The organism is Streptomyces sp. NPDC029044 (assembly GCF_040637495.1).
Lineage (GTDB): Bacteria > Actinomycetota > Actinomycetes > Streptomycetales > Streptomycetaceae > Streptomyces.
Window position 1 is genome coordinate 53,683 of the sequence record NZ_JBEZWN010000043.1, and the last position, 13,913, is coordinate 67,595.

The window sequence follows — 13,913 nt, forward strand, 5'->3', positions numbered from 1 at the left end:
TTGTGTCCGTGTCCGTGTCCGGGGATTCAGTGGGCGGCGTCCAGGTGCCGGCGGGTGGGGGCGTCCGTCGTGAGCGGCGTCAGCTGGTCCTGCCAGGGCGGGTTGGGTCCGGCCACCGAGCAGGTCAGCGCGGCGACCCGCACGGCGAACAGGCAGGCCGCCTCGACGTGGTCGAGCCTCAGGTCCCCCAGCCTGCCGCCGAGGAGTCCGTGGGCGCCGAGGTGGTGCAGCAGGCCGGCGGTGAAGGAGTCCCCCGCGCCGACCGTGTCGACGACCGGCGTCGTCACCGCGGGCACGTGGACCCGCTCCCCGTCGAGCGAGGCCAGGGCGCCGTCGGCGCCGCGTGTGATCACGACGAGCCGCACCCCCGCCGCATGCCAGGTGTCGCACGCCTGCTCGGGCGGCGTTCCGGGCAGGAGGAGGTCCAGGTCGTCCTCGCTCAGCCGCAGCACGTCCGCGAGACCGCACCAGTGCGCCAGCCGGGCGCGGTAGACCTCGGGGTGCACCAGGAGCGGACGGACGTTGGGGTCGATGCTGATGGTGGTCCGCGGAGCGGCCGCTGCCAGGAACTCCTCCACCACCGCCGCTCCGGGTTCCCTGACCAGGGCCAGCGACCCGGTGTGCACACAGGCGGTGTCGGCCAGGTCCACCCCGGCCAGCTCCGCGCCGGTCCACTGCCAGTCGGCGGTGGCCTGGGCGTGGAAGGAGAACGCGGCCTGCCCCCGGGCGTCCAGTTCGGCGACGGCGAGCGTGCTGGGCTCGGCGGCCTCCACGGCGTGTGAGAGGTCCACGCCGGATGCCGCGAGGTGGGCCCGGAACAGGCGGCCGAACACGTCGCCGGACAGCCGGGCGAGGAAGCGGGCCGGAGTGCCGAGCCTGGCCAGGGCCACCGCCGTGTTGGCGGGTCCGCCGCCCGGCAGTACACGCAGGGCGAGTTCGTTCCGGGCAGGTGCGGCTTCGGTGAACGCGTCGGCGACGCATTCGCCCAGGACGGTGATCTGGCGCGGGTTCATGGGCTGCTCTTCTCTGGGAACGCGCGGAGCGGAATCGGGCATGACCCGGGCATGCCGACGAACGGCTTCGGAGCGGGGGCCGCCGAGGGGCGTTGCCGATTTGTGACGAGTGCAAGGCATTGACGTTGCCGGGGAACGGAGTCCATCATCCTCGCCAAGCAGTGTCAACGATGACATCAGTCAACGTTGACATCGCGGGACGGCAGGCCTCACTGCCGGCCACCCGCCCGACATCCCGCAGGAGTCGTTCATGTCACGCACCTCTCGTCTGCCCTCCTCCCTGCTCAGAGCCGCTGCGTGCACAGGTGTCGCAGCGCTCGCCCTGACCGCCTGTGGATCCGGATCGGGATCGGGCAGCACGAGCACCGGTTCGGGCGAGGTCAAGGTCGGCCTCATCACCAAGACCGACACCAACCCGTTCTTCGTCAAGATGAAGGAGGGCGCGGAGAAGTCCGCGAAGGCCGAAGGCGTCAAGCTCATGACGGCGGCCGGCAAGTTCGACGGCGACAACGCCGGGCAGGTCACCGCCATCGAGAACATGGTCGCCGCCGGCGTGAAGGGCATCCTGATCACCCCGAGCGACTCCAAGGCGATCGTGCCCGCGATCGAGAAGGCCAAGGCCAAGGGCGTTCTGGTCATCGCCCTGGACACCCCGACGGAGCCGCAGAGCGCGGTCGACGCCCTCTTCGCCACGGACAACCTCAAGGCCGGCGAGCTGATCGGCGAGTACGCCAAGGCCGCGATGAAGGGCAAGACGGCGAAGATAGCCGCCCTCGACCTCGCGCCGGGCGTCTCCGTCGGCGTGCAGCGCCACAACGGTTTCCTCAAGGGCTTCGGCGTCACCGACAAGGACGTCGCCTGCGCTCAGGACACCGGCGGCGACCAGTCCAAGGGCCAGACGGCGATGGAGAACTGCCTCCAGAAGGAACCCGGCATCAACGTCGTCTACACCATCAACGAGCCTGCCGCCCTGGGCGCCTACACCGCTCTGAAGGCCAAGGGCCGGGAGAAGGACGTCCTGATCGTCTCCGTCGACGGCGGCTGCACCGGAACCCGGGCCGTCAAGGACGGCAAGATCGCCGCGACCTCGCAGCAGTACCCGCTGAAGATGGCCGCCGAGGGCGTCAAGGCCGTCGTGGCGTACGCCAAGGACGGCAAGAAGGCGTCGGGTTACACCGACACCGGCGTCACCCTGATCACCGACAAGGCGCAGGACGGGGTCGCTGCCAAGGACACCGCCTACGGCCTGGAGAACTGCTGGGGCTGAGCCGCTGCCCCCGGCCGCCTTCGTGGCGGCCGCCGTTCGACACCCCTCAGCGGGGCGGCCGGACCCACCTCCCCGGCCCGGGGACGGCCGCCCCCTCGTCCTCCTGCCGCCCGCCAAGGGCGGACAAGGACTTCAGTCTTCCGACAAGGACCTCGCATGACTGCCACGTCCACGCCACCCTCCACGTCCACGCCGTACGCGGAGCTCAAAGGGCCGACCACGGTCCGCAGGCTGCTCACGCAACCGACCACGGGCCCCCTGGTCGCCCTCCTTCTGGCCTGCGTCTTCTTCTCCGTCTCGACCGACCAGTTCCTCACCGGCGGGAACTTCTCGCTGATCGTGCAGCAGGTCATGGTCGTCGGCACGCTGGCCATCGGCCAGACCCTGATCATCCTCACCGCCGGCATCGACCTGTCCTGCGGCGCGGTGATGGCGTTCGGCAGCATCATGATCGCCAAGATGGCCGCCGAGGGCTCCCTGCCACCGCTCGCCGCCATCGCGCTGGGGCTGGCCGTCTGCGGCGGCTTCGGCCTGCTCAACGGGGCACTGGTGCAGAAGATCCCGCTGCCGCCGTTCATCGTCACCCTCGGCATGCTCAACGTGGCGTTCGCGCTGACGCACATCTACTCCGAAGAGCAGACGGTCACCAACCTGCCCGGCCCGCTGACGGCGCTGGGGCAGACCTTCCCGCTCGGCAAGACCGACATCACCTACGGCTCGCTGGTCACCATCGCCCTGTTCCTCCTCCTCGCCTACGCCCTGAGCAGCACCAGCTGGGGCCGGCACGTCTACGCCCTGGGCAACAGCCCGGAGGCGGCGCGGCTGAACGGCATCCGCACCTCCCGGCTGACCATCGGCGTCTACACCACGGCCGGTGTCCTCTACGGCATCGCCGCCCTGCTGCTCATCTCCCGCACCGGAGTCGGCGACCCGCAGGCCGGGCAGACCGACAACCTCGACAGCATCACCGCCGTGGTCCTCGGGGGCACCAGCCTCTTCGGCGGACGCGGGTCGGTCCTGGGCACGTTCATCGGCGTCCTCATCGTCGGCGTCTTCCGCAACGGGCTCCAGCTGATGGGCGTCGCCTCGATCTACCAGACCCTGATCACCGGTGTCCTGGTGATCCTCGCGGTGACCGTCGACCAGATCTCCCGGAGGAAGGCCCGATGACCACGACCACCGCTGTGACCCCCGTTCTCCAGGCGCGCGGTCTGGTCAAGCGCTACGGCCAGGTCACCGCCATCGACGGCGCCGACTTCGATCTGCTGCCCGGCGAGGTCCTCGCCGTGATCGGCGACAACGGTGCCGGCAAGACCAGTCTCATCAAGGCCCTCACGGGCGCGTTGGTGCCGGACGAGGGCGAGATACGCCTGGGCGGCAAGCCGATCCAGTTCTCCGGCCCGCAGAGCGCACGCGCCCACGGCATCGAGACGGTCTACCAGGACCTCGCCGTGGCGGCCTCCATGGACATCGCCTCGAACATGTTCCTCGGCCGCGAGCTGCGCCGCCCGGGCATCCTCGGCAGCGCCTTCCGCATGCTCGACAAGAAGCGCATGCGCCAGGAGGCCGCCGAGCACATGGCCGACCTGAAGATCGGCCTGCGCTCGCTGACCCAGTCGGTCGAGACGCTCTCCGGCGGACAGCGGCAGGCCGTCGCGGTCGCCCGCGCCGTCGCCTGGGCCCGCAGCGTCGTCGTCATGGACGAACCCACCGCCGCACTCGGCGTCAAGGAGTCCGGCCAGGTCCTCGACCTCATCCGCCGCGTCCGCGACAAGAGCATGCCGGTCGTCCTGATCAGCCACAACATGCCGCACGTCTTCGAGATCGCCGACCGGATCCACGTCCACCGGCTGGGCCGGCGTGCCGCGGTGATCAAGCCCTCCGACTACTCCATGGCCGAGGTCGTCGCCATCATGACCGGCGCACTCACCGTCGACGCGTCTGGAGATACTGTCGTAGCGGATTCCGAGGCCGCCAAGGCCGCCGGAGTACAGGCCACCTGACAGCGCAACCCGCTCTCGCATGTTCCGGCCGAGGCCGCGGCCCGGAACCCGGGGGCATCCAGGAGACGGTTTCCTCCATGGCAGCGAGCCGCCGCCCCACCTTGGCCGACGTCGCCAGAGAAGTAGGTGTCAGCGCCAAGACGGTGTCCCGCGTCCTCAACGAGGACGGGCCCGTCTCGGCGCGGACGCGGGAACAGGTACTCACCGCGGTGGCCGCGTTGGGCTTCCAGCCGAACCTCATGGCCCGCAACATCCGCGTCGGCGGTCCGGACACGACCATAGGACTGGTCGTCCCCGACCTGGCCAACCCCTTCTTCGGAGCGGTGGCCCGCGGTATCGAGGAGACCGTCCGGGACCGTGGCCTGACGCTGCTCATGGGCTCGTCCGCGGACGATCCGGAGCGCGAACGCGCCCTGACGGCCCAGTTCCTCGCCCGGCGCGTCAGCATCCTGATCGTCGTTCCGTCCGTGGGCGCCGACCACTCCGACCTCAAGTCGCACCGTACGGCGGGCCTGCCCATCGTCTTCCTCGACCGGCCAGGGGTCGGTCTGTCCACGGACAGCATCGTCAGCTCCAACCGTGCGGGGGCACAGGAGGGCGTCGCCCACCTGATCGCCCACGGTCACCGCCGCATCGGCTTCGTCGGTGACCTCCCCACCAAGCTCTACACCCGCCGCGAACGCCTCACCGGCTACCGGTCGGCCCTGCAAGAAGCGGACGTCCCCTACGATCGTTCGCTGGTCGCCAACGCCCACGACCAGTCGGGCGCGGAGGCCGCGACCTCCCAGCTCCTCGAACGGGCCGATCCGCCCACGGCCCTGTTCGCCGGGAACAACATCATGGCGCTCGGCATCGTCGCCGAACTCGCCCGCAGCAAACGCAAGGACGTGGCCGTCGTGGCCTTCGACGACCTCTCCCTCGCCGAGGCGCTGGAGCCGGCCCTGACCGTCGTCGCCCAGGACCCCGAGGAAATCGGCCGCACCGCCGCGGCCACCGCCCTCGCCCGCCTCGACGGCGACCGCTCCCGTGCCCGCACCCTCACCGTTCCCACCCGGCTGATCGTCCGGGGCTCGGGGGAGCAACCCGCGCCCCGCACCGACTCCCGCTGACACGGCGAGGCCTCGGTGAGGCTCCGGCCGGACCCGGGCCTGTTTGGGGCCGACGCGGAAGGCCGGATCGCCCGGCGGGCACGCACCACGCAGGCCGATCCACCGGTACGCCGCCCAGCCCTGTCCCGCCGCCGCGAGCCCAGGAGTCCGTCCTGGTCACCCCGCGCAGCGGGGGACGTCGGCGATCGCCTCCCCGTCCGGTGCTCCGCGTCCCGGCGCCGCCGCCGCCGTTGCGTCCGGGTCGGCCGCCATCTCCCTCAGCAGCAGGAGGTACTGCTCGGTGAGGCGGAGCGCGTCGGCCTCGTCGTAGCGGGCCAGGCGGAACTCGAACGTGCCCGTCAGAGTCGTGTCCGAGGCTTCCTCGACGACCACCGCGGCGTCGAACTTGGCCGACCCGGTGTCCACGGCGACCGGTGTCACGGTCAGGCCGGGCAGTGCGGGAGCGTCGACGGTGGTGCCACCGAAGGAGAACATCAGCTGGAACACCGGGTCGTGCTGACGGCCCCGCTGCGGGGCGATCTCCCGCGCCACCCGGTCGAACGGGACGTCCTGGTGGCTCATGGCCTCCTGCACGGTGGTCCGGACCCGGCGCACCAGGTCCCGCAGGGTGGCCCCCTCGGGCACCCTCGTACGCAAGGCCAGCGGATTGACGAACAGACCCATGACGTGCGCGAACTCCGGGCGTTCGCGGCCGGACGACAGAGCGCCGACGACGATGTCCCGGGCTCCGGCGCTGCGATGGACCAGAGCCTTGAAGGCGGCCAGCAGCACCATGTACGGGGTGGCCCGTTCGGTGGCCGCCAAGGCGCGCAGTTTCCGGGCGGTCTCCGGGTCCACGCTGAACGGGTGGGACACCCCGCCCGGCCGCCGCGGGTCCGCACCGGATGAGAGGGGCGGCCGGGTCACCGCGGGCGCGTCGGCGAGGCGGCGGGACCAGTAGGCCAGTTGGGCCGCCTCCTGCGGACTGCCCTGCGCGGTGTCCAGCAGCGTCGCGTGGTCGGTGTAGGCGGCGGTCAGCTCCGGCAGCCCGGCCGGCTCGCCGGTCAGCGCCTCGGCGTAGAGCCGGGACATGTCCCGCTTCAGCACGTCCAGCGACCAGCCGTCGCAGACGGTGTGGTGCATCACCAGGACCAGCAGATGCTCCTCGGCGGCGACCCTGAGCAGGGCCGTGCGGATCAGCGGCCCGAGGGACAGGTCGAACGGCTCCAGCACCAGAGCGCGTACGTGCTCGTCGACTTCGGCCGGGGGCAGTCCGCCGAGGTCGGTCACCGGCAGGTCGAACGCGTCCGCGGCGGCGGGCGGGGCGACGAACTGGGTCAGGCGCCCCTCCACCAGACGCAGGGTGGTGCGCAGCACGCCGTGCCGCCGCAGGAGTGCGCGGACCGCCGTCCGGAGGTGCGCCGGGTCCAGGGGTCCGGTGAGCCGCAGGACGAGCGGCTCGTTGTAGGCGGCGCCGGACTTCTCCATCCGGTGCGCCATCCACATCTGCCGCTGCGCGGGGGTCGCGGGTGCCGTGAGCACGGCTGTGTCGTCGGCCTCGCCGCTCCGGCGGGGTGCGGACGGCTCGGAAGGCGCCGCCGCGACGGGGTCCCTCCCTCCGACCGCGGACCGCGCGGCCTCGATCCGGGCGGCGAGCGCGGCGACCGTCGGGGTCTCGAAGATCATGTGCTGGCGGATGTCGGCGCCCAGCGCCTCACGGATGTGGGCCGACAGCCTGGTCGCGGTGAGCGAGTCCCCGCCCAGCAGGAAGAAGTCCTCCTCCGCGCCGACGGACGGCAGGCCCAGCAGCATCGCCCAGATGCCCGCCAGCGCCGCCTCGACCGGAGTGCGCGGTCGCCGGCCGGCGTCGGCCGAAGTGGCCGCGGGCGGGTCGACCGGAAGGTCGCGCAGGGCCCGCCGGTCGACCTTGCCGTTCGGGTTGAGCGGCAGTGCCGGTACGGCGACCAGGCGGGCCGGGACCAGCCCGGGCGCCAGCCGCCCCCGCAGGTACGCCCGCAGTCCCGCGGGATCGGGCTCGCTCTCCCAGACCACACAGGCGACGAGCTGGTCGGCCCCGGCGGCCGACTCCCGGGCCAGCACCGCGTTGCGGGCGACTCCCGGATACGCGCCGATGGCGGTCTCCACCTCGCCGGGCTCGATGCGGATGCCGTGCACCTTGAGCTGGTGGTCGATGCGGCCGAGGAACTCGATGGTGCCGTCCGGGCGGCGCAGCGCCAGGTCGCCGGTGCGGTACATCCGCCCGCCCGGGACGGTCGCGCAGACGTCGGGCAGGAAGCGCTCCGCGGTCAGGCCGGGCCGGGCGAGGTAGCCGCGGGAGACGGCGTCCCCGGCCACGTACAGCTCGCCCGGCTCACCGTCCGGCACGGCCCGCAACGCCGCGTCGAGGACGCGTACGGCGATCCCCGGCAGCGGGGTGCCCACCGGCACGCGTGGCCAGGCGCGGACCTCGGCGGCCGGCGCCTTCACCTCGTAGAGCAGCTGCGAGACGGTGCCCTCGGTCGCTCCGTACTCCTGCACCAGGCGGACCCCGCCCGACAGCCACTCCCCCACCTTGTCCGCCGAGACCTGTTCGCTGCCGACCACGAGCAGCCGCAGGGACTCCGGCGGCACGGGCGCCCCGTCGGCGTCCCGGTCGAGTTCGCGCAGCCACTCGTACCAGTAGGCGGGCGTCAGCTGGAGGACGGTGACCCGCTGCTTGTCGATGACGTCGTGCAGGCTCGCGGCGTCGGCCAGCGACTCGTCGGGATCCATGACCAGGCACGCGCCGGCGTACCAGGTCGAGAAGATCTCTTCGGCGGCGACGGAGAAGCCGATGGAGGCGAACTGGAGCACCCGGTCCCGCGGGGTGAGTTCGAGGCGGGCGGCGATGCCTTCGGCGAGGGCGGCCATCGGGCCGTGGGAGAGCATCACGCCCTTGGGCCGGCCGGTGGAGCCGGACGTGTACGAGGCCCAGGCCAGGGCCTGCGGGTGGCTCACGGCCGGCGGGCGGGGGGCGCGGCCGGCGGGCGGCGTCGCGGCGGGTTCGTCCAGGCACACGACCGCGCTCCCGTGATGGGGCAGGCCTGCGCGCAGCGCCCGTACCGTCATCACGACCGGGGCGGCCACCTCTTCCATGACCGAGCGCAGCCGCTCCGGCGGATAGCCGGGGTCCAGGGGCACGCAATAGCCGCCCGCCTTGAGGACCGCGAGCAACGCCACCGGCAGCTCGGGACAGCGGCGCAGGTGGACGCCCACGGGGGTCTCCGGCCCGACGCCCAGGCCTCGCAGGAGCGGGACGAGTTCCTCGGCGCGCCGGTCGAGTTCGCCGTAGTCGAGCACCTGGTCGCCGCAGTGCACGGCCGGCGCGTGCGGCGTGAGCCGGGCCCGGTCGGTGACCCGCGCGTGCAGGGTCGTCACGGGATCAGCACCACCTTCGAGGCGCGGCCCTGGTCGAAGAGGCGGAAGCCCTCGGCGGCCTCGTCCAGGGGCAGGCGGTGGGAGATGACGAAGGTGGGGTCCAGGCGGCCGGTCCGCACGAGGTTCATCAGGGGCTCCCGCACACTGATCGGGTCACCCACGGCGAACCGGAGGGTCAGCTCCTTGCCGAAGGCCAGGCCGGTCGGCATGGGCATCGCCTCGGAGGCGTGCGCGCCGGCCGCGCAGACGGTGCCGCGCGGGCGGACGATCTCCAGGGCGCTGAGCAGCGAGGCGTCCGTGCCGACGGCCTCCAGCACCACATCCGCCCCGCGTCCGCCCGTCCGTTCACGGACCTGCTCCGCGAGGTCCGGCCCGGGTGCCAGGCCGACGGCCCCGTGCTCCTCGGCCAGCGCGCGGCGGGCCGGGAGCGGGTCGACGGCCAGGACGGTCGCGGCCCCGAGGATGCCGGCGGCCTTCATGGCGAGCAGGCCGACGGGACCGCAGCCGACGACGGCGACGGTGTCGCCGGGCCGCACCTCGCCGCCGGTGGCGCAGGCGTACCCGGTGGACAGGACGTCGCCGATGAGCAAGGCGCGTTCGTCGCCGACGTCGTCGGGGATCGGGGAGAGCACGACGTCGGCGAAGGGCACGCGCACGAGTTCCGCGTGGCCGCCGGCGAAGGCGGTGGTGCCGACCACGGTGTCGTAACCGAACAGGCCGACCTGCTCGCACTGGTAGTGCCAGCCACGACGGCAGTTCCAGCAGGCGCCGCAGGCGATGACGTCCGAGGCCAGGACGCGGTCGCCGGGCCGCAGGTGGCGCACGTCCGCGCCGGTCTCCTCGATCACGCCGGTGAACTCGTGCCCCGTGACGGTGCCCGGGGTGAAGGAGGCGATCTCACCGCGGTAGGGGTGCAGGTCGGTGCCGCAGATGGCGGACCGGACCACACGGACCAGGGCGTCGGTGGGGGCGCTCAGGGTGGGTGCGGCGACGTCGTCCGAGACCTGCACCTTGTACGCGCCGTGCCACTGAAGGGCCTTCATGAGTGCTCCTCCCCCGGAACCGGTACCGGGATCTCGAACTCGAACTGGGTGGCCCGGCCCGTGCGCGGCCGGGCGGGCGGTGGATCCGCCGGGCCGGCGGCGGCGAGGTGGGACAGCTGGGTGGCGAGGAACGGCGCCAAGGCGCTGGCCGGTTCGGCGGCGACGGACTCGGGGTGGCCGGTGGCCACCACGGAACCGCCGTCGACTCCACCGCCGGGCCCGAGGTCGACGATCCAGTCGCTGGCCGCCGCGAACTCGATGCTGTGCTCGATGACGATCACCGTGTTGCCGCGGTCGACGAGGTCGTGGACGACCTGGAGCAGCAACTGCACGTCGGAGAAGTGCAGTCCGGTGGTGGGCTCGTCGATGAGGTAGAGGGTGCGGCCCTGGCCGCCGCGCATCAGCTCGCGACTGAGTTTGAGGCGCTGTGCCTCGCCGCCGCTGAGCGTCATGGAGTCCTGGCCGAGCCTGAGGTAGCCCAGACCCACGTCGCACAGCACCCGCAGGGGGTCGGCGATGGCCGGCACGTCGTGGAAGACGTCCAGGGCCTGCGCGGCCTCCAGATCCAGGGTCTGGGCGATGTTCAGACCCCGGCAGTGGATCTCCAGGGTCTCCGGCGAGTAGCGCAGGCCGCGGCAGGACGGACACTCGACGCTGACGTCGGCCAGGAAGAGCATCTCGATGCGGATGACGCCCTTGCCGAGGCAGCGGTCGCACCGTCCGCCGCCGCGTTCGGCGTTGAAGCTGAACTTGGAGGTCGAGTAGCGGCGGCGGACGGCCTCCTCGGTTTTGGCGAACATCTTGCGGATCTCGTCGAAGATCCCGATGTAGGTGGCCGGAGTGGAGCGGGAGGAGGCGCCGATGGACTCCTGGGTGACGGTGACGATGCGCTCGAAGTGCTCCCAGCCGGTGAGTTCGCGGAAGGCGCCCGAGGGCTGGTGCCGGAAGCGCAGGGCCTCCTCCAGCGCGGGCTGAAGGGTGCGCGTCACCAGGGAGCTCTTGCCGCTGCCGCTGACGCCGGTGACGCAGGTCAGCAGCCCGACGGGGAAGGCGGCGTCCGTGTCGCGGAGGTTGTGCAGGGTCGCGCCGCGGACGGTGAGCCACCGGCCGTCGGGGGCCCGGCGCGTCGCGCGCGGGGAGCGCACCTGGGCCTCGTTGCGCAGGTAGGCACCGGTGCGGGAGTCGGGATGGGCGATGACGTCGGCGGCGGGGCCGCTGGCGATGACGCGGCCGCCGCGGATGCCGGCGCCGGGCCCGAGGTCCACGAGGTGGTCGGCCGCCTCCATCGTCTCGCGGTCGTGCTCGACCACGAGGACGGCGTTGCCGGCCGCGGCCAGCCGGCGCAGCATGACGATGAGCCGGCCGTTGTCCTTGGCGTGCAGGCCGATGGAGGGCTCGTCCAGTACGTAGGTGACTCCGACGAGGCCGCTGCCGAGCTGGCGGGCCAGCCGCAGCCGCTGGCCCTCCCCCGCCGAGAGGGTGGGCGCCGAGCGGTCCAGGGAGAGGTAGTGCAGGCCCACGTCGAGCATGAACTCAAGGCGTGCGGCGATCTGTTCGAGCAGTTCGGCCGCGATGTCGGACAGGAAGCTGCGTTGCAGTTCGGTGCGCACGGTGCTCAGCCACGTGCTGAGGCGCGTGATGGGCAGGGCGTTGACCTCGGCGATGTTGAGACCGGCGAGGGTGACGGCGAGGGCCTCGGCGTGATGCCGGGTGCCGGCGCAGCCCGTGCAGGTCATCGCCGACATGAACACCTGGTAGAACTGCTTGCGTCCTGGCGAGTCGGCCTCCCTGAAGAGGCGCTCGATGTGCCCGGTGAAGCCTTCGAAGGGCTGCCGCCGCAGTCGTTCGGCGAGCTCGGGAGCGAGGTCGAGCGTGGAGCTGCCGTGCAGGATCACCTCGCGCAGCCCCGGCGGGAGTTCGCGCCAGGGGGTGTCGAGGCTGCCGCCGCCGAGGGCGACCAGGTCGGGCAGCTCTCGTACCGGCCACCAGGTCTTCTTGCTGCCGCGGCGGTCGCCGAAGAAGGTCAGGGCGCCGGAGCGGATGGACTCGTTCTCGTCGCCGACGAGCAGCGAGGCGTCCACGCGCAGGATGAACCCCAGCCCTTCGCAGCCCTCGCACATGCCGATCGGCGAGTTGGGGGTGAACCACTGTGAGGACGTGGCGCGCGCCCGGGTGCCGCAGTCCGCGCAGAAGAAGCCCTCCCTGATGTGCCGGACGGTTTCGGTGCCGCGCAGCACGACCAGGTGACGTTCGGTGCGCAGCGCGGACTCGATGTGCTCGCGCACGGCGGACAGTTCGGCGGCGGCGGGGTCCGGTCCGACGGCCGCGAGGAATCGGCCGGGGCGGTCGCCCGCGGGTGGCTCCCCCACTTCCAGCCGGTCTCGGCGGGCGTGCTCGCGCAGCCAGTCCATGTGCTCGGCGGCGTCCCGCGGATGGATGTCGCCGCCGCAGGTGCGGCAGTTGTGGCGGCCGGCCCGGGCGAAGAGCAGCCGGAGCCGGTCCGAGATCTCGGTGATGGTGCCGACGTTGGAGCGGGGGTTGCGGCTGATGGTCTTCTGTTCGATGGCGACGGTTGGGCTGAGGCCGCTGATCCAGTCGACGGCCGGCTTGGGCACCTTGGGAAGCTTGCGCCGCACATAGGCGGAGAGGCTCTCCAGGTACTGGCGGTAGCCCTCGGCGTGGATGGTGTCGAAGGCCAGGGAGGACTTGCCGCTGCCGGAGACGCCGGTCAGGACGGTGACGCCGTGGCGGGGCAGGTGCAGTTCGGCGATGTCGAGGTTGTGCTGGCGGACGCCCTTGAGCACCATCCAGTCCCGGCCGTACGCGGTGTCGGGCGTGCTCATGGGGTGGTGCCTCCTCCAAGGAGCCGGGCACGGGCCCGGTCGATGCGGCCGTCGGGGGTCAGCGGCAGCGGTTCGCCGACCACGAAGGTATCGGGGATGGTGAAGCCGGGCAGGGCACGGCGCAGATGGGTGCGGAGGGCGGCGGAGTCGGCCTGCGCGCTCTCGACGCGGGCGGTGATCGTTCCGTCCGGGGCCGTGGTCACGACCGCCCCGTGGACGGCGGGGTGGGCGGTGAGCGCCCATTCGACGTCGGCGGGCCGGATGCGGTAGCCGTCGCGCTCGACGTGCTCTCCCTCGCGGCCCAGGATCTCCAGCCGGTCGCCGGGGAGTCTGCGGGCGGCGATGCCCGTCGGGAGCGGGGCGGTGCGGGGGGCCGCGGTGAGGTGCAGGTGTCCTTCGCTGCCGTCGAGGACCTCACGGCCGGCCGGGTCCAGCAGGGCCGCGCCGGCCGCGGGCTCGGGGACGAGGGGGCCGCGGTGGCCGGCGCCCAGGTCGGCGAAGGGCAACGGCGGCTGCCCGGGGGCGCCGAGAGCCCGTACGAAGCGCACGCCGGCGACGTCGGGCAGCCGGACGGGGTCCGGGCCGGTGGCGACGACGGCCCGCAGTCCGGCGAGCGGGGTGCCGGGCCGCGCGGCGAGTGCGGCCAGGAGAGCGGCGGGCAGGGCCGCCACGGTGGCTCCCAGGCGGGCGGGTTCCGGCCCGGCCGCGCCGTGCGGGGCCAGGCACACGGTGGCGCCGGCGGTCAGCGGCAGCAGGGTTTCCAGGGCGGCCGTGGGGGCGCCCGCGGGGGCGGTCCGCAGGAAGCGGTCCGCGGCGGTCAGGTCCAGGGCCGCCGACCACTGCCGCAGCAGACCGTCCGGGCAGGCGGGGGCGGGGCGGACGCCGGACGCGCCACGGGCGACCTCGTCCTCGCCGACGCCGGTGCCCGACAGGGCGTCGACGAGTGCGACGAGCGCCTGCGGCGTCGGGTCGGCCGCGAGGCGGTCCCACAACTCGCCGTAGCCGACGGTGCGCTCACCCGCCAGGACGGCCGGCCGGCCGGGGTCGGTGACGGCCAGTGTCCGCACGGTCTCCACCGGCCCGACGGCGGGCTCCGGGCAGGCGGCGGGCTCCGGGCCGCCGGCGGACTCCGGCCCGGCAGCGGACTCCGGCCCGGCAGCGGACTCCGGCCCGGCGGCGGACTCCGGCCCGGCAGCGGACTCCGGCCCGGCAGCGGACTCCGGCCCGGCAGCGGACTCC

The 13,913-nt window shown here is 72.9% G+C and carries 8 protein-coding genes and 1 pseudogene; 4 read left to right on the forward strand and 5 right to left on the reverse strand.

Features of this window, described 5'->3' with window-relative positions:
• Positions 1 to 26 precede the first annotated feature (26 nt).
• Complete coding sequence (locus AB0E85_RS28070) at positions 27 to 1,013, reverse strand: carbohydrate kinase (RefSeq protein ID WP_361932631.1); 987 nt, start codon at positions 1,011 to 1,013, stop codon at positions 27 to 29.
• Between the two features lie 250 nt (positions 1,014 to 1,263).
• On the opposite strand from AB0E85_RS28070, the gene AB0E85_RS28075 reads away from it, so the two are divergent.
• The 4 genes from AB0E85_RS28075 (at position 1,264) to AB0E85_RS28090 (ending at position 5,392) form a co-directional block, all read left to right on the forward strand.
• On the forward strand, positions 1,264 to 2,280 hold the full coding sequence (locus AB0E85_RS28075; RefSeq protein ID WP_361932634.1) for a sugar ABC transporter substrate-binding protein: 1,017 nt from the start codon (positions 1,264 to 1,266) through the stop codon (positions 2,278 to 2,280).
• Positions 2,281 to 2,436: 156 nt separating this feature from the next.
• Positions 2,437 to 3,450: an ABC transporter permease gene (locus AB0E85_RS28080; RefSeq protein WP_361932637.1), complete on the forward strand. Its 1,014-nt coding sequence runs from the start codon at positions 2,437 to 2,439 to the stop codon at positions 3,448 to 3,450.
• Positions 3,447 to 4,283 (forward strand): ATP-binding cassette domain-containing protein, encoded by an 837-nt coding sequence (locus AB0E85_RS28085; protein ID WP_361932640.1) that lies wholly within the window; start codon positions 3,447 to 3,449, stop codon positions 4,281 to 4,283. Before AB0E85_RS28080 ends, AB0E85_RS28085 begins: the two co-directional genes overlap by 4 nt.
• A gap of 77 nt (positions 4,284 to 4,360) precedes the next feature.
• Positions 4,361 to 5,392 carry a LacI family DNA-binding transcriptional regulator gene (locus AB0E85_RS28090; RefSeq protein ID WP_361932643.1) on the forward strand — a complete coding sequence of 344 codons (1,032 nt, stop codon included), beginning with the start codon at positions 4,361 to 4,363 and terminating at the stop codon, positions 5,390 to 5,392.
• A 156-nt stretch (positions 5,393 to 5,548) separates the two neighbouring features.
• Here the strand turns inward: AB0E85_RS28090 and AB0E85_RS28095 are convergent, their stop codons facing one another.
• The 4 genes and pseudogenes from AB0E85_RS28095 to AB0E85_RS28110 form a co-directional block, all read right to left on the reverse strand.
• Positions 5,549 to 8,788, reverse strand: coding sequence for an amino acid adenylation domain-containing protein (locus AB0E85_RS28095; protein WP_361932646.1), 3,240 nt, complete (start codon positions 8,786 to 8,788; stop codon positions 5,549 to 5,551).
• A complete protein-coding gene (locus AB0E85_RS28100; protein ID WP_361932649.1) occupies positions 8,785 to 9,831 on the reverse strand; it encodes an alcohol dehydrogenase family protein in 1,047 nt (348 codons plus the stop codon). Before AB0E85_RS28100 ends, AB0E85_RS28095 begins: the two co-directional genes overlap by 4 nt.
• The gene (gene uvrA / locus AB0E85_RS28105; RefSeq protein ID WP_361932652.1) at positions 9,828 to 12,674 is read right to left on the reverse strand and encodes an excinuclease ABC subunit UvrA; all 2,847 of its coding nucleotides are present in this window, start codon (positions 12,672 to 12,674) and stop codon (positions 9,828 to 9,830) included. The genes AB0E85_RS28100 and uvrA overlap by 4 nt, the downstream gene beginning before the upstream one ends.
• A pseudogene (locus tag AB0E85_RS28110) lies at positions 12,671 to 13,913 on the reverse strand (hypothetical protein); the annotation flags it as partial. The gene uvrA and the pseudogene AB0E85_RS28110, both read right to left, overlap by 4 nt.

Excerpts from the sequence above, each read along its gene's own strand:
- AB0E85_RS28070 (WP_361932631.1), bottom strand. The coding sequence starts at position 1,013 with ATGAACCCGCGCCAGATCACCGTCCTGGGCGAATGCGTCGCCGACGCG.
- AB0E85_RS28075 (WP_361932634.1), top strand. The coding sequence starts at position 1,264 with ATGTCACGCACCTCTCGTCTGCCCTCCTCCCTGCTCAGAGCCGCTGCG.
- AB0E85_RS28080 (WP_361932637.1), top strand. The coding sequence starts at position 2,437 with ATGACTGCCACGTCCACGCCACCCTCCACGTCCACGCCGTACGCGGAG.
- AB0E85_RS28085 (WP_361932640.1), top strand. The coding sequence starts at position 3,447 with ATGACCACGACCACCGCTGTGACCCCCGTTCTCCAGGCGCGCGGTCTG.
- AB0E85_RS28090 (WP_361932643.1), top strand. The coding sequence starts at position 4,361 with ATGGCAGCGAGCCGCCGCCCCACCTTGGCCGACGTCGCCAGAGAAGTA.
- AB0E85_RS28100 (WP_361932649.1), bottom strand. The coding sequence starts at position 9,831 with ATGAAGGCCCTTCAGTGGCACGGCGCGTACAAGGTGCAGGTCTCGGAC.
- uvrA (WP_361932652.1), bottom strand. The coding sequence starts at position 12,674 with ATGAGCACGCCCGACACCGCGTACGGCCGGGACTGGATGGTGCTCAAG.